Source organism: uncultured Eubacterium sp., assembly GCF_934295145.1.
Lineage (GTDB): Bacteria > Bacillota > Clostridia > Lachnospirales > Lachnospiraceae > Eubacterium_I.
This window is the reverse complement of record NZ_CAKRAS010000017.1, coordinates 1-23,333: the sequence shown is the minus strand read 5'-3', so window position 1 is coordinate 23,333 and position 23,333 is coordinate 1. Positions and strand designations below refer to the sequence as shown.

Sequence of the window (23,333 nt, the reverse complement as noted above, 5' to 3'; positions counted from 1 at the left end):
GAACAAAAAACAGTTCATGATCGACATTCACCACTCGTCAATTATGCAAGCATATTGACTCATTTTCACTAATTATATCATAAATTACTATCTAAGAAAAGTTTTTTATCCCCCGATTGCGATCACTGCCACATACACCTGACAGCCAAGTGCGTTCTGCAGACACCCGGCCGCAGCATCTACGGTACTTCCCGTTGTATAAATATCATCAACAAGTAAAATCCGCTCCCTGCTGTCGATCTTTTTTCTCACTTCGAAGGCATTTTTCAGGTTCTGCTTCCGCTGCCGGTCATCCAGTTTTTTCTGTGGTTTTGTTCTGCGGATTCGATACAAAAGTCTTGTATCCACAGGCAGTTTCAGTTCTTTTCCCATAGCACGGGCAATCCATTCTGCCTGATTATAACCACGTTTTCTTTTCCGTGACGCATGCAATGGAATCGGTACGATGCGTGTAATTCCTGTATGGTAAATCCACGGGCCAAGCATTTTCGCCATTTCCCGTCCATAAGTCACCGCATATTCCCGCCGGTTTCCATACTTCATCTGATAAAGCGACAGTTTCACTGGTCCACGGTAGGACAGCAGCGCACGATTGCGGACAAATACATGCCGCCTGCGCCTGCAGTCCCTGCAATATTCATCCTGTGCATGATCCAGTAGTTTTCCACACTTCATACAGTAATCTTTCTGAATAAACTGTATCTTTTTCCTACACTCCGGACAGATTCCCCCGGCACTGATTTTTTCACAGACCGGGCATCTGGGCGGATATAAATAATCCAGCCATTTTAAAATATTCAAATATTATAATTCCTCCAATCGGTCCCGCAGACCGCTGTAACGTTTCTGCTCGTTTACATTTGCCTCCATGTTGTAAAATGCCTTCTCATCCCCTACCAGTGTCACGCATTTACGAGCTCTGGTCACCGCTGTGTACAACAGATTTCTGTTCATCAGCATGCGCGGCCCCGTCAGAAGCGGAATGATCACTGCCGGATACTCGCTTCCCTGGGATTTATGTATGGTGATCGCGTAGGCCAGCTCCAGCTGTTCCAGTTCCTTAAATGGATATTCAACCATACGGCCTTCCTCGTACTCTACCGTCAGTGTCTCTGAAAATCCATTAATTTCCCGGACAATTCCCATATCCCCATTGAATACACCAAGTCCTTTTTCAATCGGAATATTGTATCTGCTGCGGATCTCCCACTCCGCCTGATAATTGTTTTTTATCTGCATCACTTTGTCGCCCTCGCGGAACACCATCTGTCCATGTTCCCGTTCCGCTTTCTTCGGATCCGGAGGATTCAGATACTGCTGCAGGATCGTATTCAGCCGTTCCACGCCAAGCAGACCTTTCCGCATCGGCGTCAGCACCTGAATGTCAGAAGGTGACGCATTCACATATTTCGGCAGCTTCTGCCGGATCAACTGAATGCAGATGCTGATAATCACGTTTGCATCATATCGCTTTAGGAAAAAGAAATCCCGGCTCTTGTTGTCCAGCATGACTTCCTCACCGCGATTGATCTTATGTGCATTTACGATAATATCACTCTCGGATGCCTGGCGGAAAATACGGTTCAGACGTACCACATTGCACGCATGGGAATCAATGATATCTTTCAGCACACATCCCGGGCCGACACTCGGCAGCTGATTGACATCTCCCACCAGAATCAGTCGTGTTCCCGCAACTACTGCTTTCAGTAGATTATGCATCAGACTGATATCCACCATGGACATCTCATCAATAATAATGACATCTGTCTCCAACGGATTCTGCTCATTTCTCTCAAATCCGGCCCGTTCCTCCATCCCACCGGACAATTCCAGCATTCGATGGATCGTTTTTGCCTCATACCCGGTGGTTTCGCTCATACGTTTTGCCGCGCGTCCCGTAGGCGCTGCCAGACAGATATCCATGCCCTCCGACTCAAAATACTGAATGATCGTATTGATGGTCGTCGTCTTTCCGGTACCTGGTCCACCGGTGATAACAAGCAGTCCGCTGCGCACCGCTTCCTTTACGGCGATCCGCTGCATTTCATCCAATTCCAGTTCTGACAGTGCTTCTATTTTTCGAATACGCTGCTCTACCGCAGTTTCAGAAAAATCGTATTTCACGTTCAGTTCGCGCAGCATAACCGCCACATTCAGTTCCATGTAATAGAAAGTAGACGCATAAATCTGTATCTGCTCTTCGGATTGTTTCAGCACAAGTTTTCGGTCAATGGCCATATCCATATAATGTTTTTCAATCGCAGAAGCATCAACCCCCAGAAGTTCGCATGCCCTGCGGGTCAGAATCTCCTCCGGCAGATAAGTATGTCCCTCCAGGGAAGCCTGCTGCAGCACGTACAAAATACCACTTCGGATGCGAAAATCTGAATCCATATGAATTCCAACTTTATGTGCGATCTCATCCGCAATCTTAAATCCCACACCGGACACGTCTTCCGCCAATTTGTACGGATTCTCCTGGATAATTCGATACATATCCAGCTGATAGGTCTGGTAAATCTTCACTGCCAATGTCAGGGAAATCCCATAATTTTGCAAAAAAATCATGGCCTGACGGAGTTCTCTTTTTTCCTCTGTCTGCTGTGCGATCTCCTGCGCTTTCCGTTCACTGATGCCCTTAATTTCCACCAGTCGCTCCGGTTCTTCTTCAATGATACGGAAGGTATCTTCTTTAAACCTGCGCACAATTCGGGCTGCAAGTGCCGCTCCCACGCCTTTGATTGCACCGGAGCCCAGATAACGTTCAATGGAAGCGGCATCCTCCGGTGCCTTAATTGTATAAGTATCTACTTTAAACTGCGGACCGTAGGACGGATGCACCGTATATTCTCCGGTTGCTTCCATACATTCTCCTTCGCTGATGACCTGAAACACGCCCACACAGGTGATCTCATCCTCGTCCTGGGAAACCAGATTCAAAACCGTATAACCATTCTCTTCATTTCGATATACAATATGCTCTACAAACCCGGTAATTGTCTCCATAGTTCTCCTTTGTTATAAAAAGAGACAGCCTGATGACTGTCTCTCTCATTCTTACTGCTCGTCTCTTTTTCCGGATAGAAACTCTACATATTTTCCAGTTCCGATGGCAACACAGGTCATTGGATCTTCTGCTGTCATCGTATTGATTCCGGTATGTGACTCAATCAGTTCTTCCAGTCCCCGGAGCAACGCTCCGCCTCCAGTAAGGACTATTCCGCGGTCAGCCACATCAGCAGCTAACTCTGGCGGTGTCTTCTCCAGTACGCTGTGTACTGCATCAACGATCTGCATGGTTGCCTCGCGTAATGCTTCCTCTGTCTCCTCAGAAGAAACGGTTACTGTCTTCGGCAGACCTGTTACCAGGTTTCGTCCTCTGACATCCAGTGTCATCGGCTCCGGTAACGGATAGCAGGTACCGATCTTGATCTTGATATCTTCTGCGGTACGCTCACCGATCAGAAGGTTATGTTTCTTTCTCATATAACGCACAAGCGCCTCATCAAAATCATCTCCAGCGATTTTGATGGATGTACTTACTACGGTTCCTCCAAGAGAGATTACCGCAATATCAGCTGTTCCACCACCGATATCTACGATCATATTTCCACATGGTCTGGAAATATCGATTCCGGCTCCGATTGCTGCCGCGATCGGCTCCTCGATAATTTTTACATCTCTTGCACCGGCCTGGAATGTCGCATCCTCTACTGCTTTCTTCTCAACTTCTGTGACACCACTCGGTACACAAACGCTGATCAGCGGTTTTCGGAAACTCTTTTTACCAACGGCTTTCTGAATGAAATATTTCATCATTTTCTCAGTTACTGTATAATCAGAAATAACACCCTGGCGAAGTGGTCTGACTGCTACGATGTTTCCCGGAGTTCTTCCGAGCATCAGTCTTGCCTCCTCACCGATTGCTTTTATTTTATTTGTATCGCGGTCAAATGCTACAACTGACGGCTCTTTTAATACAACGCCTTTGCCTTTGACGTAAACAAGAATACTTGCTGTTCCTAAATCAATTCCAATATCTGTTGAAATCATCTCATTTTCTCCTTTCCCTCTTCATGCTCTTTTTCATCTGTCTATTATAAATTCTGTTTGTCTTACTCGTTTTCTTTCAAAATGATAAACTCGCATACGTGTACTTATTATATACAAATAATTGCATTTTTCAAAGACTTTTTTTCCTTTTCAGAGAATTCCACGATGATTTAACCATTTCTTAATATTTTTTTAGGAAAAGTAATTCTTTTTTTCTAAAATGTTCTCACTTTAATCACAAAATGGACACATTCTCTTTTTATACTAACACTCGTAATCGATTATAAAAGGCTTACGCTTTTTATAATAAATTTTTCATAACTCAAGCTTCCCGGATCCCCCAAGTCCGGGAAGTACTCCCCGAAAATTCAGGCACCGCAAAACGCGGTGCCTTTTTATTACCTTATTTCAAGTATTTCTTCACATATTTTCCGGTATAGGAAATCGGATTTTCTGCCACCTGTTCCGGCGTACCCTCCGCAATAACAGTTCCGCCGCCGTCACCACCTTCCGGTCCCATATCAATGATATAGTCTGCCGTCTTGATCACATCTAAATTATGCTCAATAACAACCACCGTATTGCCACCGTCTGCCAGACGATGCAGAATCTCGATCAGTTTGTGTACATCTGCAAAATGAAGTCCCGTCGTCGGCTCATCCAGAATATAAATTGTCTTTCCGGTGCTGCGCTTGCTCAGTTCTGTTGCCAGTTTGATTCGCTGTGCCTCACCACCAGATAACGTTGTGGATGGCTGTCCCAGACGTACATAGGAAAGTCCTACATCATATAAAGTCTGGATCTTACGCTGAATGGAAGGTACATTTTCGAAAAATGTCAGCGCTTCTTCCACTGTCATATCCAACACATCATAAATACTTTTTCCTTTATATTTAATTTCCAGTGTCTCACGATTATAACGTTTCCCCTGACACACTTCGCACGGCACATACACATCCGGTAAAAAGTGCATTTCAATCTTTAAGATTCCGTCTCCGGAGCATGCCTCGCAGCGTCCGCCCTTAACGTTAAAGCTGAATCTGCCTTTTTTGTATCCTCTTGCCTTCGCATCCGGCGTTGCCGCAAACAGATCACGGATCTGATCAAACACACCGGTATAAGTTGCCGGATTGGAACGCGGAGTTCTTCCGATCGGCGACTGATCAATACAGATTACTTTGTCAAGCTGCTCCAATCCATCAATGTCTTTGTGTTTTCCCGGAATGCATCTTGCACGGTTCAGGCTTCGCGCCAAATGTTTGTATAAAATTTCATTGACCAAAGAACTTTTACCGGAACCGGACACACCCGTCACACAGGTCATAACACCCAGCGGAACTTTTACATCAATATTTTTCAGGTTGTTTTCCTGCGCTCCACGCACTGTAATAAACCCAGTCGGCTGTTTACGCTCCTTCGGCACCGGAATCAACAGTCTGCCACTCAAATACGCTCCCGTCAGAGATTTTTCACATGCCATAATATCATCAACTGTTCCCGCTGCCACGACTTCTCCACCGTGCTCTCCGGCTCCCGGTCCGATATCCACGATATAGTCCGCCGCGCGCATGGTATCTTCATCATGTTCTACTACAATTAATGTATTTCCAAGATCTTTCAGATTCTTTAAAGCCGCCAACAGCTTATCGTTATCACGCTGATGCAGACCGATACTCGGCTCATCCAGAATATATGCCACGCCGACCAGACCGGAACCGATCTGGGTTGCCAGACGGATACGCTGTGCCTCGCCCCCGGACAAAGTTCCCGTTGCTCGCGACAATGTCAGATATTCCAGTCCTACTTCTTTCAAAAATCCCACGCGTGCACGGATTTCCTTTAAAATCTGATCACCGATCAGATGCTGTTGCTCGGTCAGCGCCAGATTTTCCAAAAATGTGCACAGATCCTTTACTGACATGGATGTGATCTCATGGATATTTTTATCTGCAATTGTAACTGCCAGAGATTCTTTTTTCAGACGCTGTCCATGGCAGGCTTTACATGGGGTGATCCTCATAAATGTCTCATATTCCTGCTTGGTCAGATCAGATCCGGTCTCACGGTAACGACGCTCCACATTGCGGATCAGTCCCTCAAATGCCACATCGTAAACACCGACACCTCGCTGTCCGCGGTAATGTACCACTAATTTCTTACCATCTGTTCCATGAAGAATCACATCACGCACGGATTCTGGCAATTCTTCATACGGTGTGTTCAAGTCAAAATCATATTCTTCAGACAATGCTTTCAAAATCGCATACGTGTAACTGGACGGATCATTAGAAGACTGCCATCCCATCACCTGGATCGCACCTTCTGCCAACGACAGATGCTTGTCCGGAATCATCAGGTTCTCATCAAATTCCATTTTATAGCCAAGTCCGAAACACTCCGGGCAGGCACCAAATGGATTGTTAAAGGAAAAACTTCTCGGTTCGATCTCATCAATGCTGATGCCGCAGTCCGGGCAGGAAAAACTCTGGGAAAACTGAATCTGTTCTCCCCCGATCACATCCACGGTCATCAGTCCATCTGCCAGATCCAGTACATTTTCAATAGAATCCACCAGACGTTTTTCAATGCCTTCCTTTACTACCAGACGGTCTACTACAACCTCGATATTGTGCTTTTTATTTTTATCCAGACTGATCTCCTCGGTCAGTTCATACACGCTCCCGTCAATCTGTACACGAACATAGCCGCTGCGCTTGATGCTGTCTAATAGTTTCTGATGCGTACCTTTTCTGCCACGAACTACCGGCGCCAGAAGCTGGATTTTTGTCCGCTCCGGGAGCTGCATGATCTGATCCGCCATCTGATCAACGGTCTGCTTTTTAATTTCTTTTCCACACTTTGGGCAATGCGGAATACCGATTCTTGCATATAGCAATCGGAAGTAATCATATATTTCCGTCACGGTTCCGACCGTAGAACGCGGATTTCGGTTTGTTGATTTCTGATCGATGGAAATCGCCGGAGACAATCCTTCAATTTTTTCCACATTCGGTTTTTCCATCTGCCCCAGGAACTGACGGGCATAAGAAGACAAGGATTCCATATAACGGCGCTGCCCCTCTGCATAAATAGTGTCAAATGCCAGAGAAGATTTACCGGAGCCGGACAGACCGGTCAGTACGATAAACTTGTCTCTCGGCAGTGTAACATCAATATTTTTCAGATTATGCTCATTGGCTCCTTTGATCTTAATGTATTGTTGTGCCATAGTTGTTCTCTTTTCTTTCGATTTCTAGTATTCACGTTTTCTTAGTGGTTTATGTGTTTTGCAGCATTTTCTTCAAATCCACCATCTGATCACGCAGCTGTGCTGCCGCCTCGAAATTCAGTTCTGCTGCCGCTTTCTTCATCTTCTTTTCCACGTCTTTGATCAGTTTCTCCAGTTCCTTCTTGCTCATGGATTCCGGATCTTTCTTAAACTGCATCTCTTCCTGCGCAACCTTTTTTGAAATACTGATCAAATCTCGCACGGATTTCTGAATCGTTTTTGGTGTAATTCCATGTTCCTCATTATACGCCATCTGGATCGCACGACGACGCTCCGTCTCATCCAGAGCCAAACGCATGGAATCCGTGATCGTATCTGCATACATAATAACGTGTCCTTCACTGTTTCGCGCCGCACGTCCGATTGTCTGGATCAGAGATGTCTCAGAACGCAGGAAACCTTCTTTATCCGCATCCAGAATCGCCACCAGCGTAATCTCCGGAATATCCAGTCCTTCTCGCAGAAGGTTGATTCCAACCAGTACGTCAAACACATCCAGACGTAGATCACGGATAATCTCCGCACGCTCCAGGGTATCAATATCAGAATGCAGATATTTGACACGAATACCAATCTCGCGCATATAATCCGTCAGATCTTCTGCCATTTTCTTCGTCAATGTCGTGATCAGTACTTTATGTCCTGCAGAAGTTTCCTTATTTACCTCACCGATCAGATCATCAATCTGTCCCTCTACCGGTCGAACCTCCACGTATGGATCCAGCAGACCGGTCGGGCGGATAATCTGCTCCGCACGCAGCAGTTCATGCTCTTTCTCATATACGTTCGGTGTTGCAGAAACAAACAACATCTGGTCAATCTTGCTTTCAAATTCTTCAAAATTCAATGGGCGGTTATCTTTCGCCGATGGCAGACGGAAACCATAATCAACCAGTGTCGATTTTCTCGACTGATCGCCTGCATACATGCCGCGCACCTGCGGGATCGTGATATGTGACTCATCCACAATGATCAGAAACTCATCCGGGAAATAATCAATCAGCGTATAAGGTGGGACTCCCGGCTCCAGTCCTGCCAGATGTCTCGAATAGTTCTCAATTCCGCTGCAAAATCCCGTTTCGCGTAACATCTCAATATCAAAATTCGTGCGTTCCGCGATACGCTGTGCCTCGATCAGCTTATCTTCCCCTTTAAAATAACGCACCCGTTCTTCCATCTCTTTTTCAATTTCAACCGTGGCCTGATTGATTTTCTCCTGTGGAACAACATAATGAGAAGCCGGAAAAATTGCACAGTGCTCCAGTCGGCTCTTGATTTCTCCGGTCAGCACATCAATTTCCGTAATCCTGTCAATCTCATCTCCAAAAAACTCCACACGCACCGCCGTATCTGTATTATTTGCCGGAAAAATCTCCAGCACATCACCACGCACACGAAACGTACCACGATGAAAATCCATATCATTTCTCATATACTGAATGTCAATGAGCTGGCGGATCACATCGTCACGATCACGTTCCATGCCCGGGCGCAGAGAAACCATCATGTTCTGATAATCCACCGGACTTCCCAGACCATAAATGCAGGAAACACTGGATACGATGATAACATCGCTACGCTCCGTCAGTGCAGCTGTGGCAGACAGACGCAACTTGTCAATTTCTTCATTGATTGCTGAATCTTTTGCAATGTATGTGTCCGTGGACGGAACATAGGCCTCCGGCTGGTAATAGTCATAGTAGGAGACGAAATACTCAACGGCATTGTGCGGGAAGAATTCCTTCATTTCCCCGTAAAGCTGCGCTGCCAACGTCTTATTATGTGCAATGATCAGCGTCGGTTTATTCAGCTGCTGAATGACATTCGCCATAGTGAATGTCTTACCGGAACCAGTGACACCAAGCAGGGTTTCAAACTGATTGCCTTCCCTGAAACCTTCCACCAGTTCCGCGATTGCCTGCGGCTGATCGCCGGTTGGTTTATATTGTGAAACTAATTCAAAATGATCCATGCAGACCTCCTGAGTGAATCTGATCTATTTATATAATCAATTACAATGTTTTTACTTTCTTAGTATTGTTACCCGATTAGTATATCATTCATATAGAAAAAAGTACAGAACAAATCGAATGTTTGTTCTGTACTTTTTTACAGCATTTATTCAAAAAGCTTTGGCTCATTCTCAATCAAATCTTCAGCTAAATACTTAGCATCTAAATTTTCTATTCCATAATTACCATTTGAAATTTGTTCAGCAAGTTTACTGGAATAATAAATATCAAGTGCCTTTCGTAAATCAATTCCTTTCATTTCAGAAATTGCGTTGATAATATCATTTTCCAAATTTTGCTTATAAAATTCTTCCAATTGATTCTTATCTACCATTGTTTTCCACCTCATAAGCTCTTTTAAAAGTAATAAGCTGATTCAATGTTTCCTGATTTACAATACATATTTGATTATTCATTTTATAATATCGCAATTCACCCAATACTTTTTCTTTATCCCATAATCCCCTAAAATACATGTCTACAGTTTTAAACACATCATCATCTGCAACATTTCCTACGATAATATCATATTCTTTATTTAATGGTTGTCCTTTTCTACATGCACATACAAAATCAAGCCATTTCTCATTCTCTTTTTCAAAAGATAACACCTTAAAATCATCCCATTCCTCAGATAGTTCATAAACATTAACGATTGCTGTCTTTTCCTGTCTCATACCTTTTCGAACTGCCCATTTCTTTGCCTGATTTTCAAAAGTTGTAATATAAAATCCTCGGCCAAAATCCAGGTACTTTTTCGAATGTACTACATCCGGATTTTTTATAATTTCTGTTGATCCATGATATACAATCATACATTGACCCCTTTTTCTCTCACATAATCAGTAATATCTTCTACCAAATATTCCTTTCCCTGTGTATGAAGGACATCGTAGCATTTAATAATGTAGTTATCAAAAATTCCGGTTGAATTTAATATTTTATACACTTTGGCTGGAGACATCTTCCATTTATCCGCAAGACTATATAACATAAATATAGAAAAACTCAATTCTTTTTTCTCACACATAATCACTACCAACCTTTCTGTCATATTTATATTTAGATTATAACAAGTATTTTATGTTCATACACTATTTTTTATTCCAATAAGGACCGCGTCTTAATTTGAATTAAGCGACTATATAGTCCATAAAATATATTTAACTCTAGCAGTAGATTTTTCCATTTTTTACTATATAGTTTTTAAAAAATTCCGGCAAATACTTTTCACCTATATCCTTTCTTACAAATGCGTGTCCTCCATATACTCGAAAAGTCGCTGCATTCAATTCACTATTAATTACCATCGGTTTCCCATATAGTTCTGTACATGCTTCAATACATGCTCTTGGTTTAACTGGACGTAACCTTCTAATCTCAATGGTACATTTTAGATCCACCCAACGAACCCATTCTGTTTGACCTCCAACCAAATTGTCTTCTAATGTTATCCAATAATATTCTGCGTCTTCGTCTATCTCGTAGTCATTTATACATCTGACGTAATTTTTATATAATTCATCTCCTCCCTTTAACTTTTCTTCCCGCTCTTTTTGTATTTCTGTGTACCCCTTTGTCCCCAACAAATAATCGGTTGAAACATTGAAATATTTTGCCAACTGCTCTAATACAGCTGTATCCGCTCTACCTCCTTTTTCATATCTTTGTATAGATTTCACTGTGATTCCCAATGCATTTGCCAATTCAACCTGACTTTTTCCTGATGCTTTCCTAAGTTCTTTTAATCTCTTCCCAAAATCCGTCATTATTCAAAACTCCTTTTTTATTGGTTAAGACACGGCCGTTATCTTTACTGGTACATTAGCATATTCTGAAATTTATTGGTAGAGAAATAAATGTCCTATTTTCAAAATCTAACCCTGCTCTACTCACAAAACTCCACAATCTTCTCCGCAGTCTCTTCCTGCTGCTCCTTTGCCGAAACATCCGCTTCTCCATCGCCTTTCTGCACACCATAATCTCCATATCCCGCGTGATTACCACCCTGGATGCAGAATTCTTCATAAACAGACGGCATCAACTTTCGTCCTTCCGTCACCTTATCCATATTCACAACTCCATCCTTACTTCCATAAATGGACAGCACTTTCAAATCCGTATCTGACAAATCTTTTGTGGAGTATGCTGCCAGAAAAATCAATCCATCCAGCTTTTCACTGTTCTTATCCGCATAAACGGCTGCCATCGCACCTCCCAGAGAATGACCGACAAGGTACCAGTGCTCATAGCTATATGTTTCCATGACTTTATCCGCACGGTTCATTCCCATAAATGCCAGATTGCCCGGCATATGCACAAGATAACAGTCAATCCCGTCCGCTGCCAGCTGTTTCAACAAACTTGCATATGCCAAATCTTCCACCTTTGCTCCCGGATAAAAAATCAGAGCTGTATCATTGCCCGGTCCATCGAAAAAGTAGCCATAATCCACTTCTTCTACCTTTACATCATCTGTACTCTCAAGTGCTGCCTGTCGGTCCTGCACATGATAATAATTGCTTACATAAACAAGGAACACAATCACCATAATGGCTATCACAATCAGGCTAACCAAACCTGCCTGTTTTAATCTTTTTCCATTTTTCTTCTTACTCATTTTCTTTTCCTTTCTCATCATACAATTCTTCTATTATTTTTTGAATGCACTAACAATGAATCTCTTCAAAATTTTCGGCTGTAATATCTAAAAACAATTCCCCCAGCATCCGTATTTTTTCTCTTTCATATCCTCAGATCTTGCTTCATTTTCACATCCACTATTTCTTAAAATTGTTGTAAAAATTCCGTAAATTCAATTTTTCTCTTGACGAATCCATTTTTTCGTATTAAACTGACCAAGGTTTTGAGAGGATAACCTTTTAAACAACCTTGATTCATAATACATCAGATTTATGTTTTCTAAAAGTTTTTTATAGAATATGACTCTTCTTTTCTGCTTAACAAGCAGATAAACAACGGAATCATCCACAGAAAACATTCTGAAATTTTAACAGGAGGTGTGATCATGGACAATTGTGATAGTACAGGACGAAGTATGATCTGCGGTGGCAGACAATGGAAACTGAATATGCAGCTGTTCCATGTAATTCACTGATTCCTGCATTTTCATTTCCAACTGAATATAAGATTGATATAAAACTATACAGAATGCCAGTTCATTTTAATTTATATATATTACATATTCATTTTCTCACTTGGACTGCGCGTTAATCTCTATAACTTTATTCAATTTACTCCCACCGCATAAAGAATTCCTATACTGCACAGTAGTAACTGTAACGTTTGCTTTCGGAATTTCGTAAAGCGGTGATTTTTTATGCCTTTTTTTCAAAAATACGGGTGGATTCTTCATTTCATTAAAAAAGATTTCAACTGTATCTAAGGGCTGTCAGGAGGAAATGAGATGAAAAAAACATTAAACAACAGACCAAACTACGCAGAAGAATTACTGAAAATCATTCAGAGCCCGTTAAAAAATGAGGTTCTTCTTGATCGGCTGAATGATTATCATGAGAGAGATATTGCAGATGCATTAGAACTGCTGTCACCACAGCAGCGCAAAAAACTGTACCCGGTACTCGGTGCCGAAAGACTTGCAGAGATTTTTTCCTATCTCGAAACACCGACACAGTATTTGTCTGAGCTCAGCATCAAACAGGCTGCAAAGATCGTATCCTTCATGGATTCTGACGATGCGGTAGATATTCTGGAACAGATGGAAGCATCTGCAAAAGAGAAAATCGTAACACTTCTGGATGCAGATTCCAGCCATGACATCCGGCTGATCCTCTCCTATGATGAGGATGAAATCGGAAGTATGATGACAACAAACTTTGTTGCTATCAAAAAAGATCTGACTATCCGTCAGGCTATGCGTGAACTGGTAGCACAGGCGGGCGAAAATGATAACATTTCTACCGTTTATGTAATTGACGATATGGATCATTTTTATGGTGCCATAGATTTAAAAGATCTGATCGTTGCAAGAGAAAGTGATGATCTGGAAAACATCATCAGTACTTCCTATCCATATGTAACTGATCATGAAAAAATTGATAACTGCATCGAAACCATCAAAGATTATGCCGAAGATTCTCTGCCGGTTCTGACTGACAGTGGAAAACTGATCGGTATTCTGACTGCCCAGGATATCGTGGAAGCCATAGATGATGAGCTGGGTGAGGATTATGCAAAACTGGCTGGTTTGACCGCAGAAGAAGATCTGCACGAAAAAACATCCACCAGTATCAAAAAACGTCTGCCATGGCTGATCATTCTACTGTTTCTCGGCATGGCGGTATCCTCCGTGGTCGGAGTATTTGAGACAGTTGTAGCCGTACTTCCGATTGTTATGTGTTTCCAGTCCCTGATCCTTGATATGGCAGGAAACGTCGGCACTCAGTCTCTGGCCGTTACTATCCGCGTTCTGGTAGATGAGACACTGACCGCAAAGCAGAAATTCAACCTTGTTTTGAAAGAAATGAAGGTCGGATTCCTGAACGGACTTTTCCTCGGAATCCTCTCCTTCGTATTTATTGGACTGTACATCTGTGTGTTAAAACATTATCCGATGGGACATGCATTCCTGATTTCCGGCTGCGTTGGTTTTTCTCTGATGGTAGCTATGGTGATCTCCAGCATGGTCGGCACTCTGATCCCGATGTTTTTTCACAAGATCAAAATCGATCCTGCAGTTGCTTCCGGTCCGCTGATCACAACCGTCAATGACCTGGTTGCTGTTATCACTTACTATGGACTTGCATGGCTGCTGCTGATCCATGTGCTGCATATGATCTGATAATAACTATTAAAAAGACAGCTGTATACTGGAGATTTTTCTCAGTATATAACTGTCTTTTCTGCTAAAAATATTTTTTTACATACTACTGCTGCTCTTTATGATACAGACTACATCTGTTTTCTTACAATACTGTACTCATCTCCCGGACGATAATACGGACATTCCCGAAACTGCCCGGTGATAAACCGATACATTTCGTCCTGATCCAGATCCTGGGTACAGACATAGTACTCATAATCCTCGTCATATTCATAATTCATACAGTATTCGCAATTTGATCCTGCGCGTTTCTGCTTTTCACTCATATTCTGCCTCAATCCTGTTTATATAATTTTTCTTTCCATTCTGTTAAATTATACTATAGCATTTACAGCTTCAAATATCTATAGAAAAGCTTCTTTACAGGTATATTTTACACTCTTACCGGACCGTTTTCTTTGATATAACACCATCCCTCGGCTGTCTTCTCTACTTCCAGGCAGCACTGTACATTCTGGGACGGATCCGGATGATTTTTCCACAGATCATATAATTTCGGTAAAAATACCGGCCACTGGCTTGCCTCAAAGTCCTCATGCTCGGTCAGGAAGTTCGGTACGATCTTCGCATTCGGATCTTTTTTCAAAATATCAATGATGAATGCCGGCGGTGCAGATACTTTGGAATTCTGTACCGTTGCTGTGATATGTACGCAGCCACCTTCTACGTCTTCCCACATATGAACCGTAGAATCTACCAGTTCGCCAAGGTCATTAAATACGCCTTCACAGATCACATGTTTCAGACATGTGGTAAACGGGAAGAAATCTTTTAATGCCAGTCTGTGGATTTCTACGCCTTCACCGCCAAATACAGCTGCGCCCGGCTCACATGCCTCAGAGATCATATGGACAGAAGCTTCCATACCATACTCTACCGGAGTTTTTACCCATGTAAATTTCTTATGAGAGCCCGGAGCCCACAGATAGTAACCTTTCTCCATGTTTGCCCAGAACCAGTCCATCATCTCGGATGTTACACCCGGGAGAAAATGCTGCTTCTGTGACGGAAGTACATACCCCTTATCAATGGCATCCTGATTTAATTCCAGTTCCGGAAGTAATGGATTTGGTTTTGCCGGTTTCTCGTATGCTGCAAACGGTACATTCACGTTATCCTGACATGGCAAGTAGGTCTGTCCTCCGTTTGCCACATATGTTACATGCTCGCTCATAAATAATCCTCCTCTTCTTATCCAGCTCTCTCATGTCATCTGCTCTGCTGGTCTTACCTAATTTTTATTGTAGCTGTTTTACACTTCTTTGTCCAGAGAAAATAGCAAATGAAACTTCTTTCTGAATTTTTCTTAAGAAAACATAATACAACTTCATAACTATGCTATGATGTGTATGATAAACGTTAATTTACAAAAATATATGGAAAGGTTCGTTATCATTATGGAACAAGCAGCCATTTTAATTGTAGACGACAATCCCGAAATCCGGGAGATCATACAGATTCTCCTGACGGGAGAAGGCTTTCAGGTACATGAAGCCGCCAACGGAACCCAGGCTCTCAGCCTCTTAAAAGAAAACACCTTTGACCTGATCATTCTGGACATCATGATGCCTGGTCTTAATGGCTATCAGACGTGTCTGGAAATGCGCAAGATCACAAATGCACCGATTCTGTTTTTGAGTGCCCGCACCCAGGAAAGTGACAAAACACTTGGTTTTTCCAGCGGTGGGGACGATTACCTGGCAAAACCTTTTTCTTATGCGGAACTGGTAAGCCGAACCAAAGCCATGATCCGCAGATATCAGGTGTATCAGGGAAAGTCAACGCAACCCACTCAAACGGCAAAAATCACTTATCAACAGTTACAGTTGGATGAACTGACGCAGGAAGTGACAAAAAACGGTATTCCTGTAGAATTAACAGATACTGAATACTCCATTTTGCTCCTGCTGCTGACACACCCGGGACAGATTTTTTCCACAGAACACCTTTACGAATCTATCTGGAACGAACCGTATTACTATGGAGCAAACAACGTCATCATGGTGCACATCCGAAATCTGCGCCGAAAAATTGAAGATGATCCAAAAAATCCAACACTGATCAAAACTGTCTGGGGAAGGGGATATCGCTGTGACAAAGAAAGTTAAGTGCAAAAAGAAACGTTCCTACTCAAATCATTTGACTGCCCTTCGTGGTAAAAATCCACTTTGGAAAATTCCACGGATCCGCCTGCAGTTTCTTGTCACAATCCTGTTTTCCTTCCTGCTTGCTGTTGGTGGGTTCTCTCTGACCTGGCACATGATGCCCTGTGCATGGAAAATTGCCCGCCACATTCCCGGTATGGATCTGGATCGCGATGCGCTAAAGGCAGAACTTACGGAGCGTGCAAAAAACTATGATCTGCCCTCTTCTGAAAAAAATAAGCAGGAGCAGGCAGCGTTCAAACCTTTTTTTGACTGCCTGGATTCTTACACTGGCATCGCAATTTACAGTGGGTCTAAACATTACTTTCGTTCACAGCATACCGCCGACATCGTTCACAGCAAGAACTGGAACTTTTTTACCAACATGATCTTTCAGATCACATACAGTAATTACGCAAGCGTGTTACCATTGAACGGAATTGAAGATTATTTTCAAATAGAAATAAATTTCAGAAACGAAACCGGAGAGCTTTACATTTCCAGTTTCCACAACTCCAGGCTAACCATTCCATGGTTCCTGTTTTCCATCGGAATTGCCCTCTTTCTGCTATTATTACTTCCACTTCTGTTTTTACAGAAAAAAGTGCAAGACATCGGGATTTTGAAAGACCACATTTTACAAATGTCCGGCGGTGACTTAAATCAGGCGATTACCTCCATGGGAAATGATGAACTTGGCATTCTGGCACGGGAACTGGATCAGATGCGCAGTACACTGCACACAAATATACAGCAGGAGGCAGAGAGTCGTCAGGCTAACCAGGATCTCATCACTGCCATGTCCCATGACCTGCGCACACCACTTACGATTTTACACGGATATCTGGATATTCTGGCACTTGGCCGCAACCCGGAGCAGCAGTCCGAATATATCCGGCGCTGTCTGCAAAAAACCGAAGACATCCAGCAGCTGACCGACCGCATGTTCGAATATTCACTGGTTTACGAACCACTGCAATCCCCTCTTCTGGTTCCGATTCCACTGGAAAATATGCAGCACATGCTCTCCGAGCATCTGGATTTTCTCTGCCTCGCCGGATTTCAGACATCAGAAACCATCGCTCCATTGTACGGACAGATCGAAGGCGATGAAACATCCCTGAAGCGGTTGTTTCAAAATCTGTTTTCTAATGTTTTGAAATATGGGGATAAATCGGAACCAGTGACTTTACAGATTTCTCAGAAAAATGATATTTTCCAGATCATACTTTCCAATGCAGTAAAAAAAGACCTGACCGGCATTGAAAGCAACCGAATCGGATTAAAAAGTGCGGAAAAAATAGCCAAAATGCACCATGGAACCCTGACTTTTGCGCAGAAAGATGAAACGATTTTTCTTGTTGAGGTAACGTTTCCTTTGCAACACTCTTCCATTACATAACAAAATTATTTCCGCTACATACAGAAGATATTTTCTGTCAAAATTAACATTCTTTCACGAAAAAATGGCATCTGACGCTACTATCGATCAGATGCCATTTTTTTATTTCATATAGTATTTTAAGTATTTTACACTTCCTATGCCATTCTTCCGCAGCACTGTTTGTACTTCTTGCCGCTTCCGCACGGACACGGATCATTCGGATATACTTTCTTGGTCTCACGAGTCTTCGGTGCTCTCTGTACAGAATCATCTTTGTTTGTTCCTGTTACTTTGGCAACCTCTTCACGCTCTACCTTCTGCTCCACTTTGATATGATACAGCAGGCGGATCGTCTCTTCCTGAATGTTTGCTGTCATCTCATCAAACATCTCGAATCCGGCCATCTTGTACTCAACCAACGGATCTCTCTGTCCGTAAGCCTGCAGACCAATACCTTCACGAAGGATCTCCATATCATCAATGTGATCCATCCACTTACGGTCAATGGTTTTCAGCAGAACCACACGCTCCAGTTCACGGATCATCTCTGCCTCCGGGAACTCAGCCTCTTTTGCTTCATATAACTTCACTGCACGCTCTTTGAGCATGTGTTTTAACTCATTTGCGTTCAGGCTCTGGATCTCATCATCACCAAGTGGCTGCATAGGAATAACCGGAATCAGCAGTTCGTTTAACTCCAGAACATCCCAGTTCTTGCCTTCCTCATCGGATACACAGTGATCTACGGTATCTTCCACACGGTCTGTGATCATCTTGTAGATCGCACTGCGCATGTTCTCGCCATCCAGTACGCGACGGCGCTCGCCGTAGATAATCTCTCTCTGGTCGTTCATAACCTGATCGTACTCCAGCAGGTTTTTACGGATACCAAAGTTGTTACCCTCAATCTTCTCCTGGGCTTTTTCAATCGCGCTGGAAAGCATCTTATGCTCAATCTGCTCACCGTAAGGAACACCCATAGCGTTAAACATCGTGATCAGTTTCTCAGAACCGAACAAACGCATCAGATCATCCTCCAGAGAAATGTAAAAGCGGGATTCACCCGGATCTCCCTGTCGACCGGAACGTCCACGCAACTGGTTATCAATACGACGGGACTCATGGCGCTCTGTACCAATGATCTTCAGACCTCCGGCAGCTTTTGCCTCGTCGTCCAGCTTGATATCGGTACCACGGCCAGCCATGTTTGTTGCGATAGTAACCGCGCCATGTACACCGGCCTGGGCTACGATCTCAGCCTCAAGCTCATGGAATTTCGCATTCAATACGCTGTGCTGAATGCCTTCTTTTTTCAGCATTTTACTTAAAAGTTCGGAAGTCTCAATGGTAATGGTACCAACCAGAACCGGTTGACCGGTTGCATGTGCTTTGACAACTTCCTGTACAACAGCCTCAAATTTCTCCTGTTTTGTCTTGTAAACAGCATCTTCTCTGTCGATACGTGCGATCGGACGGTTGGTCGGAATCTCGATAACGTCCATGCCATAGATATCACGGAACTCTTTTTCCTCTGTCAGGGCAGTACCTGTCATACCGGCTTTTTTCGCGTATTTATTAAAGAAATTCTGGAATGTGATGGTTGCAAGTGTCTTGCTCTCACGTTTTACTTTTACATGCTCTTTTGCCTCAATTGCCTGATGCAGGCCGTCAGAATAACGACGTCCCGGCATGATACGTCCGGTAAACTCATCAACGATCAGGATCTCATCATCTGCAACAACATAATCCTGATCACGGTGCATTAAGTTATGTGCACGCAGGGCAAGAATGATATTGTGCTGAATCTCAAGGTTCTCTGCATCAGCAAGGTTGTCGATTTTGAAGAATTTCTCTACCTTCTCCACACCTTCCTGTGTCAGATTGATAACTTTATCTTTCTCATTTACGATGAAATCACCGGTCTCCTCAATCTCAATACCCATGATGGCATCCATCTTGGAAAACTCCTGGCTTGCTTCACCACGTTTCATCTGTCTTGCCAGAATATCACATGCTTCGTACAGCTTTGTAGATTTGCCACTCTGACCGGAAATGATCAGCGGTGTACGTGCCTCATCGATCAAAACAGAGTCGACCTCATCGATGATCGCATAGTGCAGATCACGCTGTACCAGCTGCTCCTTGTAAATAACCATATTGTCACGCAGGTAATCGAAACCAAGTTCATTATTGGTAACATACGTAATATCACACTCATATGCTTTCTTACGCTCGTCATGATCCATATCATTTAAAACAACGCCAACGGTGAGTCCCAGGAACTCATGTACTTTTCCCATCCACTCAGCATCACGCTTTGCCAGATAGTCATTGACTGTAACAATATGAACACCTTTTCCTTCCAGTGCATTCAGATATGCCGGAGATGTGGAAACAAGTGTCTTACCTTCACCGGTTTTCATCTCTGCGATACGTCCCTGATGAAGAACGATACCACCGATGAGCTGTACCCGGTAATGCTCCATGCCAAGCACACGTTTTGCAGCTTCACGGACAGTTGCAAATGCCTCTGGAAGCAGATCATCCAGAGTCTCTCCTTTTGCAAGTCTTTCTTTATATTCTTTTGTCTTTCCACGCAGTTCCTCATCGGATAATGCCTGCATCTGCGGACGGTAACTTTCAATTTTATCTGCGATTGCATATACAGATTTCAGTTCCCGCTCACTGTGGGTTCCAAAGATTTTTTCTATAATACTCATGTAGTTCTCCTGTACCTTTCCTTCTTTGCGGCTATAAACCGCTAAACACAATCTATATTTTACCACTGAATAAGTCATCGCACAATACACAAACCGGTAAACGATTTGTGAACTTTTTATAAACGAAAAACTTTTTTCTATACATCTCTTTTCAAAGTATGCTATACTTAATTCTTGAAATCAAATTTTTCCGGAAATCAGATTTCATCTCAGTTTTTGCTATAAAACATGGAAAAAACATGCACGCTCGAAATCTTTTTATAAAGGATTCTGAGCATACACAAACATAAAAGGAGGATTTTATCATGAGTTATTTATACAAAACAAAAGGCACTTGTTCCACAATGATTGAAGTAGAACTGGATGGAAACATCGTAAAGGACGTAAAATTTACCGGCGGATGCAACGGTAACCTGCAGGCCATCCCGAAGCTGGTGCAGGGACTTACTGTAGAACAGGTAGAAGAAAAACTGTCCGGCATCTCCTGTTCCGGACGCCCGACTTCCTGCGGTGATCAGCTGGCCAAAGCCTGTCGCGCTGCCCTGGAAGCACAGAATGCATAAGCATTACATTATAATTATGCATCATTTTCCGATATCGGATATTGTTCGAAAAATTCTTTTACAAAGCATTGCAAATAAAAAACTGTGATCTCAACGCATCTGTCAGAGGCTGTCTTTTGTCAGGTGCGTATTTCTTTTATTATTGCCCGTAATTATCTGATAATTTAATTATATTCCTCAGTCATTTCTGTTTATTTATATTTTTTTGATATTTTTTCTAATTTTGTATTGACAAACACTATATTGTCTGTTACTATGAGTACAACAAATAAAGAACTTACAAGTTCTTAAAAAACTACAGAAAGAGAGGTACAGTCCACCGGAAACATAATTTAAACTTCAAAAAACGATACTAAGCATAGGAGGTACAGTCCAATCTACATTTAAATTTTAGCTTCATTTATTTTTTAAGAAAGAGGTACGGTCCAATGAAATAGTTATTCAAACTTTCATCATTTAAATTTTTGAAAACGAGGTATAGTCCAATGAAATAGTTATTATCTTTTCATAATTTAAATTCTTGAAACGGAGTATAGACCAATGGACAGGTAAATGAATTAATTTAATCTTAGAATGATACATAGTTGGAGGTACAGTCCACCAGAGATTAAAGTAATCAGCAGTTTTTTCTAATACCAGAATTGAATACATGACAGTTACCATAGTAAAAGAGGATCAAGATTCAGATGGCAACGTTCAGATATGAATCGGATCAAAAGGTCATGATTGAAGGAGATTTGAAAACGTAAAAGAAAAGACTCAAAGGAAAAATTGAATCAGAAAATTGTATAGTGAAACATATCAAAAGAAAACGGAGGTTAATTCCATTGGAGAGTATATGTTATTAAGGCTACATTGATATCTGTAAGTGAAAACAGTGTTGATGTAGCCTTTTCCAATGCACTTTTTCATGCCAGTCCATTTCATCAAAGTTCTTACATTTTCTCAACCTCTGCTGTCATTTCTATTTTTGTCACTTCCCCACTTTATCTGCCGGTTGTTTTCTATTGACACAATTCTCTCATAGGTGTAATCTAGTATTGAAAACTACATGTTGTCGTTTTTACAGACAACAAGAAAGGTATACAACTGAAATGAGAGAGATTATTATCACCACTGAGAGTGGTTCCGATCTTCCGGAAAACCTTGTAAAAAAATACGATATAAAAGTAATTCCAATGCATATTGTCATGGACAGCACATCTTATGCCGATGGAACCATCAGCGTAGACAATGTTTACGAATATTATAACGAAACAAAAAAAATCCCGACAACTTCCGCCGTAAATGTCGGTGAATACATTGACTTCTTTAACGAGATCCGCGCAGAACACCCGGATTGTGTCATCATGCACCTAGCTTACTCTTCTCTGGCTTCTTCTACTTATCAGAATGCAGAGATCGCCATCCGCGAATTTGATGACATCTATCTGATCGATACCAAAAATGTATCCGGCGGCTGCACCGCTCATCTTGCAAAAGCTTATGAGATCGTTCAGGCAAAAAAAGACACTGTAACTGATTACAAAGCTCTGGCGGACGAGATTGAATCCTGGAATCAGAAAGTATTCTGTTCTTTCATTCCAGGGAATTTAGATTACCTGAAAGCCGGTGGACGTGTATCCAATGCAGCCTACCTTGGTGCCACCCTGCTTCGTCTGAAACCACTGATCGAGATTGTGGACGGAAAGCTTCTGGCTTCCAAGAAATACCGTGGATCTATCGAGAAATTCGTGGATACATATATGGAAGAATATCTGGCCAAACATGATGTTTCCAGAAAATGTCTGTATCTGATGTACTCCAAAGGACTTTCTCAGGTGGCACTTGACCGTATGAAAGAAAATGCAATCCGATTCGGCTTTGAAAACTATGAATATGTCATGACCGGATGTGTTATCAGCTGCCATAGCGGTCCGGGAGCAATCGGACTTGCCGGATGTTGTGAATAATAATTCCTTCGCATGTTTTTGATATAATTCTGTGATGTTTAGAATTTAATTTTACGAAAAAATTCCTGTATTTTGCATCACGCAGGCTAAGACGCCTTGCGTTGATGAAAAATACAGGAATTTTCTATTTAATCTTTGATTTCTAAAACAGTTCTGCATGAAGCATTTTTGCAACTAACATGCTCTCTCACACCGCATAGCATGCAAGTTCTATGTTTTTTACCAGTGCTGCATTTTGGTTTTATTTGTTTACAAACTTGACTGCGGTACCATATGCGATGACTTCGGCTGCTCCCTGGATGATAGCTGATGTCGCAAAACGAATATTTACCACTGCGTCTGCACCAAG

General features: G+C 42.4%; 19 protein-coding genes. 5 read left to right on the top strand and 14 right to left on the bottom strand.

The features are described 5' to 3' along the window. Nucleotides 1-105: 105 nt before the first annotated feature. The 10 genes from Q0I54_RS05025 to Q0I54_RS04980 form a co-directional block, all read right to left on the bottom strand. Nucleotides 106-801, bottom strand: a complete 696-nt coding sequence (locus tag Q0I54_RS05025; RefSeq protein ID WP_296116965.1) for a ComF family protein — start codon at nucleotides 799-801, stop codon at nucleotides 106-108. Between the two features lie 3 nt (nucleotides 802-804). After that, complete coding sequence (locus tag Q0I54_RS05020; RefSeq protein WP_296116963.1) at nucleotides 805-3,009, bottom strand: ATP-dependent RecD-like DNA helicase; 2,205 nt, start codon at nucleotides 3,007-3,009, stop codon at nucleotides 805-807. A gap of 51 nt (nucleotides 3,010-3,060) precedes the next feature. After that, entirely contained in the window at nucleotides 3,061-4,056 is a 996-nt protein-coding gene (locus Q0I54_RS05015; RefSeq protein WP_021740650.1) for a rod shape-determining protein, read from the bottom strand. Between the two features lie 403 nt (nucleotides 4,057-4,459). Further along, nucleotides 4,460-7,285, bottom strand: coding sequence for an excinuclease ABC subunit UvrA (gene uvrA / locus Q0I54_RS05010; RefSeq protein ID WP_296116962.1), 2,826 nt, complete (start codon nucleotides 7,283-7,285; stop codon nucleotides 4,460-4,462). 49 nt (nucleotides 7,286-7,334) lie between these two features. Further along, on the bottom strand, nucleotides 7,335-9,317 hold the full coding sequence (gene uvrB, locus Q0I54_RS05005) for an excinuclease ABC subunit UvrB (protein ID WP_296116960.1): 1,983 nt from the start codon (nucleotides 9,315-9,317) through the stop codon (nucleotides 7,335-7,337). A 146-nt stretch (nucleotides 9,318-9,463) separates the two neighbouring features. Then, a complete protein-coding gene (locus tag Q0I54_RS05000) occupies nucleotides 9,464-9,691 on the bottom strand; it encodes a hypothetical protein (RefSeq protein ID WP_296116958.1) in 228 nt (75 codons plus the stop codon). Further along, on the bottom strand, nucleotides 9,681-10,172 hold the full coding sequence (locus Q0I54_RS04995) for a DUF3990 domain-containing protein (RefSeq protein ID WP_296116956.1): 492 nt from the start codon (nucleotides 10,170-10,172) through the stop codon (nucleotides 9,681-9,683). The genes Q0I54_RS05000 and Q0I54_RS04995 overlap by 11 nt, the downstream gene beginning before the upstream one ends. After that, a complete protein-coding gene (locus Q0I54_RS04990; RefSeq protein ID WP_296117012.1) occupies nucleotides 10,169-10,351 on the bottom strand; it encodes a DUF3791 domain-containing protein in 183 nt (60 codons plus the stop codon). Before Q0I54_RS04990 ends, Q0I54_RS04995 begins: the two co-directional genes overlap by 4 nt. Nucleotides 10,352-10,526: 175 nt before the next feature. Beyond that, on the bottom strand, nucleotides 10,527-11,126 hold the full coding sequence (locus Q0I54_RS04985; protein ID WP_296116953.1) for a helix-turn-helix domain-containing protein: 600 nt from the start codon (nucleotides 11,124-11,126) through the stop codon (nucleotides 10,527-10,529). Between the two features lie 119 nt (nucleotides 11,127-11,245). After that, entirely contained in the window at nucleotides 11,246-11,977 is a 732-nt protein-coding gene (locus Q0I54_RS04980; RefSeq protein ID WP_296116951.1) for an alpha/beta fold hydrolase, read from the bottom strand. A gap of 807 nt (nucleotides 11,978-12,784) precedes the next feature. On the opposite strand from Q0I54_RS04980, the gene mgtE reads away from it, so the two are divergent. After that, nucleotides 12,785-14,179 (top strand): magnesium transporter, encoded by a 1,395-nt coding sequence (gene mgtE, locus Q0I54_RS04975; RefSeq protein WP_296116950.1) that lies wholly within the window; start codon nucleotides 12,785-12,787, stop codon nucleotides 14,177-14,179. A gap of 110 nt (nucleotides 14,180-14,289) precedes the next feature. On the opposite strand, the gene Q0I54_RS04970 is transcribed toward mgtE, so the two are convergent. Together Q0I54_RS04970 and Q0I54_RS04965 are read right to left on the bottom strand one after the other, a co-directional pair. Continuing rightward, nucleotides 14,290-14,487, bottom strand: coding sequence for a DUF6472 family protein (locus Q0I54_RS04970; RefSeq protein WP_296116947.1), 198 nt, complete (start codon nucleotides 14,485-14,487; stop codon nucleotides 14,290-14,292). A 107-nt stretch (nucleotides 14,488-14,594) separates the two neighbouring features. After that, nucleotides 14,595-15,395: a DAPG hydrolase family protein gene (locus tag Q0I54_RS04965; protein ID WP_296116946.1), complete on the bottom strand. Its 801-nt coding sequence runs from the start codon at nucleotides 15,393-15,395 to the stop codon at nucleotides 14,595-14,597. A 223-nt stretch (nucleotides 15,396-15,618) separates the two neighbouring features. Here Q0I54_RS04965 and Q0I54_RS04960 point away from each other — a divergent pair, with 223 nt between their 5' ends. Both Q0I54_RS04960 and Q0I54_RS04955 read left to right on the top strand, forming a co-directional pair. After that, nucleotides 15,619-16,329: a response regulator transcription factor gene (locus Q0I54_RS04960; protein WP_296116945.1), complete on the top strand. Its 711-nt coding sequence runs from the start codon at nucleotides 15,619-15,621 to the stop codon at nucleotides 16,327-16,329. Beyond that, nucleotides 16,313-17,767, top strand: a complete 1,455-nt coding sequence (locus Q0I54_RS04955) for a sensor histidine kinase KdpD (RefSeq protein WP_296116944.1) — start codon at nucleotides 16,313-16,315, stop codon at nucleotides 17,765-17,767. The genes Q0I54_RS04960 and Q0I54_RS04955 overlap by 17 nt, the downstream gene beginning before the upstream one ends. Nucleotides 17,768-17,904: 137 nt before the next feature. Here Q0I54_RS04955 and secA read toward each other — a convergent pair whose 3' ends face one another. Further along, entirely contained in the window at nucleotides 17,905-20,469 is a 2,565-nt protein-coding gene (gene secA / locus Q0I54_RS04950) for a preprotein translocase subunit SecA (protein ID WP_296116942.1), read from the bottom strand. A 305-nt stretch (nucleotides 20,470-20,774) separates the two neighbouring features. On the opposite strand from secA, the gene Q0I54_RS04945 reads away from it, so the two are divergent. Together Q0I54_RS04945 and Q0I54_RS04940 are read left to right on the top strand one after the other, a co-directional pair. Next, nucleotides 20,775-21,032 carry a TIGR03905 family TSCPD domain-containing protein gene (locus tag Q0I54_RS04945; protein WP_296116941.1) on the top strand — a complete coding sequence of 86 codons (258 nt, stop codon included), beginning with the start codon at nucleotides 20,775-20,777 and terminating at the stop codon, nucleotides 21,030-21,032. Nucleotides 21,033-22,126: 1,094 nt separating this feature from the next. Then, entirely contained in the window at nucleotides 22,127-22,984 is an 858-nt protein-coding gene (locus Q0I54_RS04940; protein WP_296116939.1) for a DegV family protein, read from the top strand. 241 nt (nucleotides 22,985-23,225) lie between these two features. On the opposite strand, the gene Q0I54_RS04935 is transcribed toward Q0I54_RS04940, so the two are convergent. After that, nucleotides 23,226-23,333, bottom strand: a 108-nt coding sequence (locus tag Q0I54_RS04935; protein WP_296117011.1) for a heavy metal-binding domain-containing protein, incomplete at its 5' end; no start/stop codon positions are given.

Excerpts from the sequence above, each read along its gene's own strand:
- Q0I54_RS05020 (WP_296116963.1), bottom strand. The coding sequence starts at position 3,009 with ATGGAGACAATTACCGGGTTTGTAGAGCATATTGTATATCGAAATGAA.
- Q0I54_RS04960 (WP_296116945.1), top strand. The coding sequence starts at position 15,619 with ATGGAACAAGCAGCCATTTTAATTGTAGACGACAATCCCGAAATCCGG.
- Q0I54_RS04940 (WP_296116939.1), top strand. The coding sequence starts at position 22,127 with ATGAGAGAGATTATTATCACCACTGAGAGTGGTTCCGATCTTCCGGAA.
- mgtE (WP_296116950.1), top strand. The coding sequence starts at position 12,785 with ATGAAAAAAACATTAAACAACAGACCAAACTACGCAGAAGAATTACTG.
- Q0I54_RS04945 (WP_296116941.1), top strand. The coding sequence starts at position 20,775 with ATGAGTTATTTATACAAAACAAAAGGCACTTGTTCCACAATGATTGAA.
- Q0I54_RS04980 (WP_296116951.1), bottom strand. The coding sequence starts at position 11,977 with ATGAGTAAGAAGAAAAATGGAAAAAGATTAAAACAGGCAGGTTTGGTT.
- uvrA (WP_296116962.1), bottom strand. The coding sequence starts at position 7,285 with ATGGCACAACAATACATTAAGATCAAAGGAGCCAATGAGCATAATCTG.
- Q0I54_RS04995 (WP_296116956.1), bottom strand. The coding sequence starts at position 10,172 with ATGATTGTATATCATGGATCAACAGAAATTATAAAAAATCCGGATGTA.
- Q0I54_RS04990 (WP_296117012.1), bottom strand. The coding sequence starts at position 10,351 with ATGTTATATAGTCTTGCGGATAAATGGAAGATGTCTCCAGCCAAAGTG.
- Q0I54_RS05015 (WP_021740650.1), bottom strand. The coding sequence starts at position 4,056 with ATGATTTCAACAGATATTGGAATTGATTTAGGAACAGCAAGTATTCTT.
- Q0I54_RS04965 (WP_296116946.1), bottom strand. The coding sequence starts at position 15,395 with ATGAGCGAGCATGTAACATATGTGGCAAACGGAGGACAGACCTACTTG.
- Q0I54_RS05000 (WP_296116958.1), bottom strand. The coding sequence starts at position 9,691 with ATGGTAGATAAGAATCAATTGGAAGAATTTTATAAGCAAAATTTGGAA.
- Q0I54_RS04985 (WP_296116953.1), bottom strand. The coding sequence starts at position 11,126 with ATGACGGATTTTGGGAAGAGATTAAAAGAACTTAGGAAAGCATCAGGA.
- secA (WP_296116942.1), bottom strand. The coding sequence starts at position 20,469 with ATGAGTATTATAGAAAAAATCTTTGGAACCCACAGTGAGCGGGAACTG.
- Q0I54_RS04970 (WP_296116947.1), bottom strand. The coding sequence starts at position 14,487 with ATGAGTGAAAAGCAGAAACGCGCAGGATCAAATTGCGAATACTGTATG.
- uvrB (WP_296116960.1), bottom strand. The coding sequence starts at position 9,317 with ATGGATCATTTTGAATTAGTTTCACAATATAAACCAACCGGCGATCAG.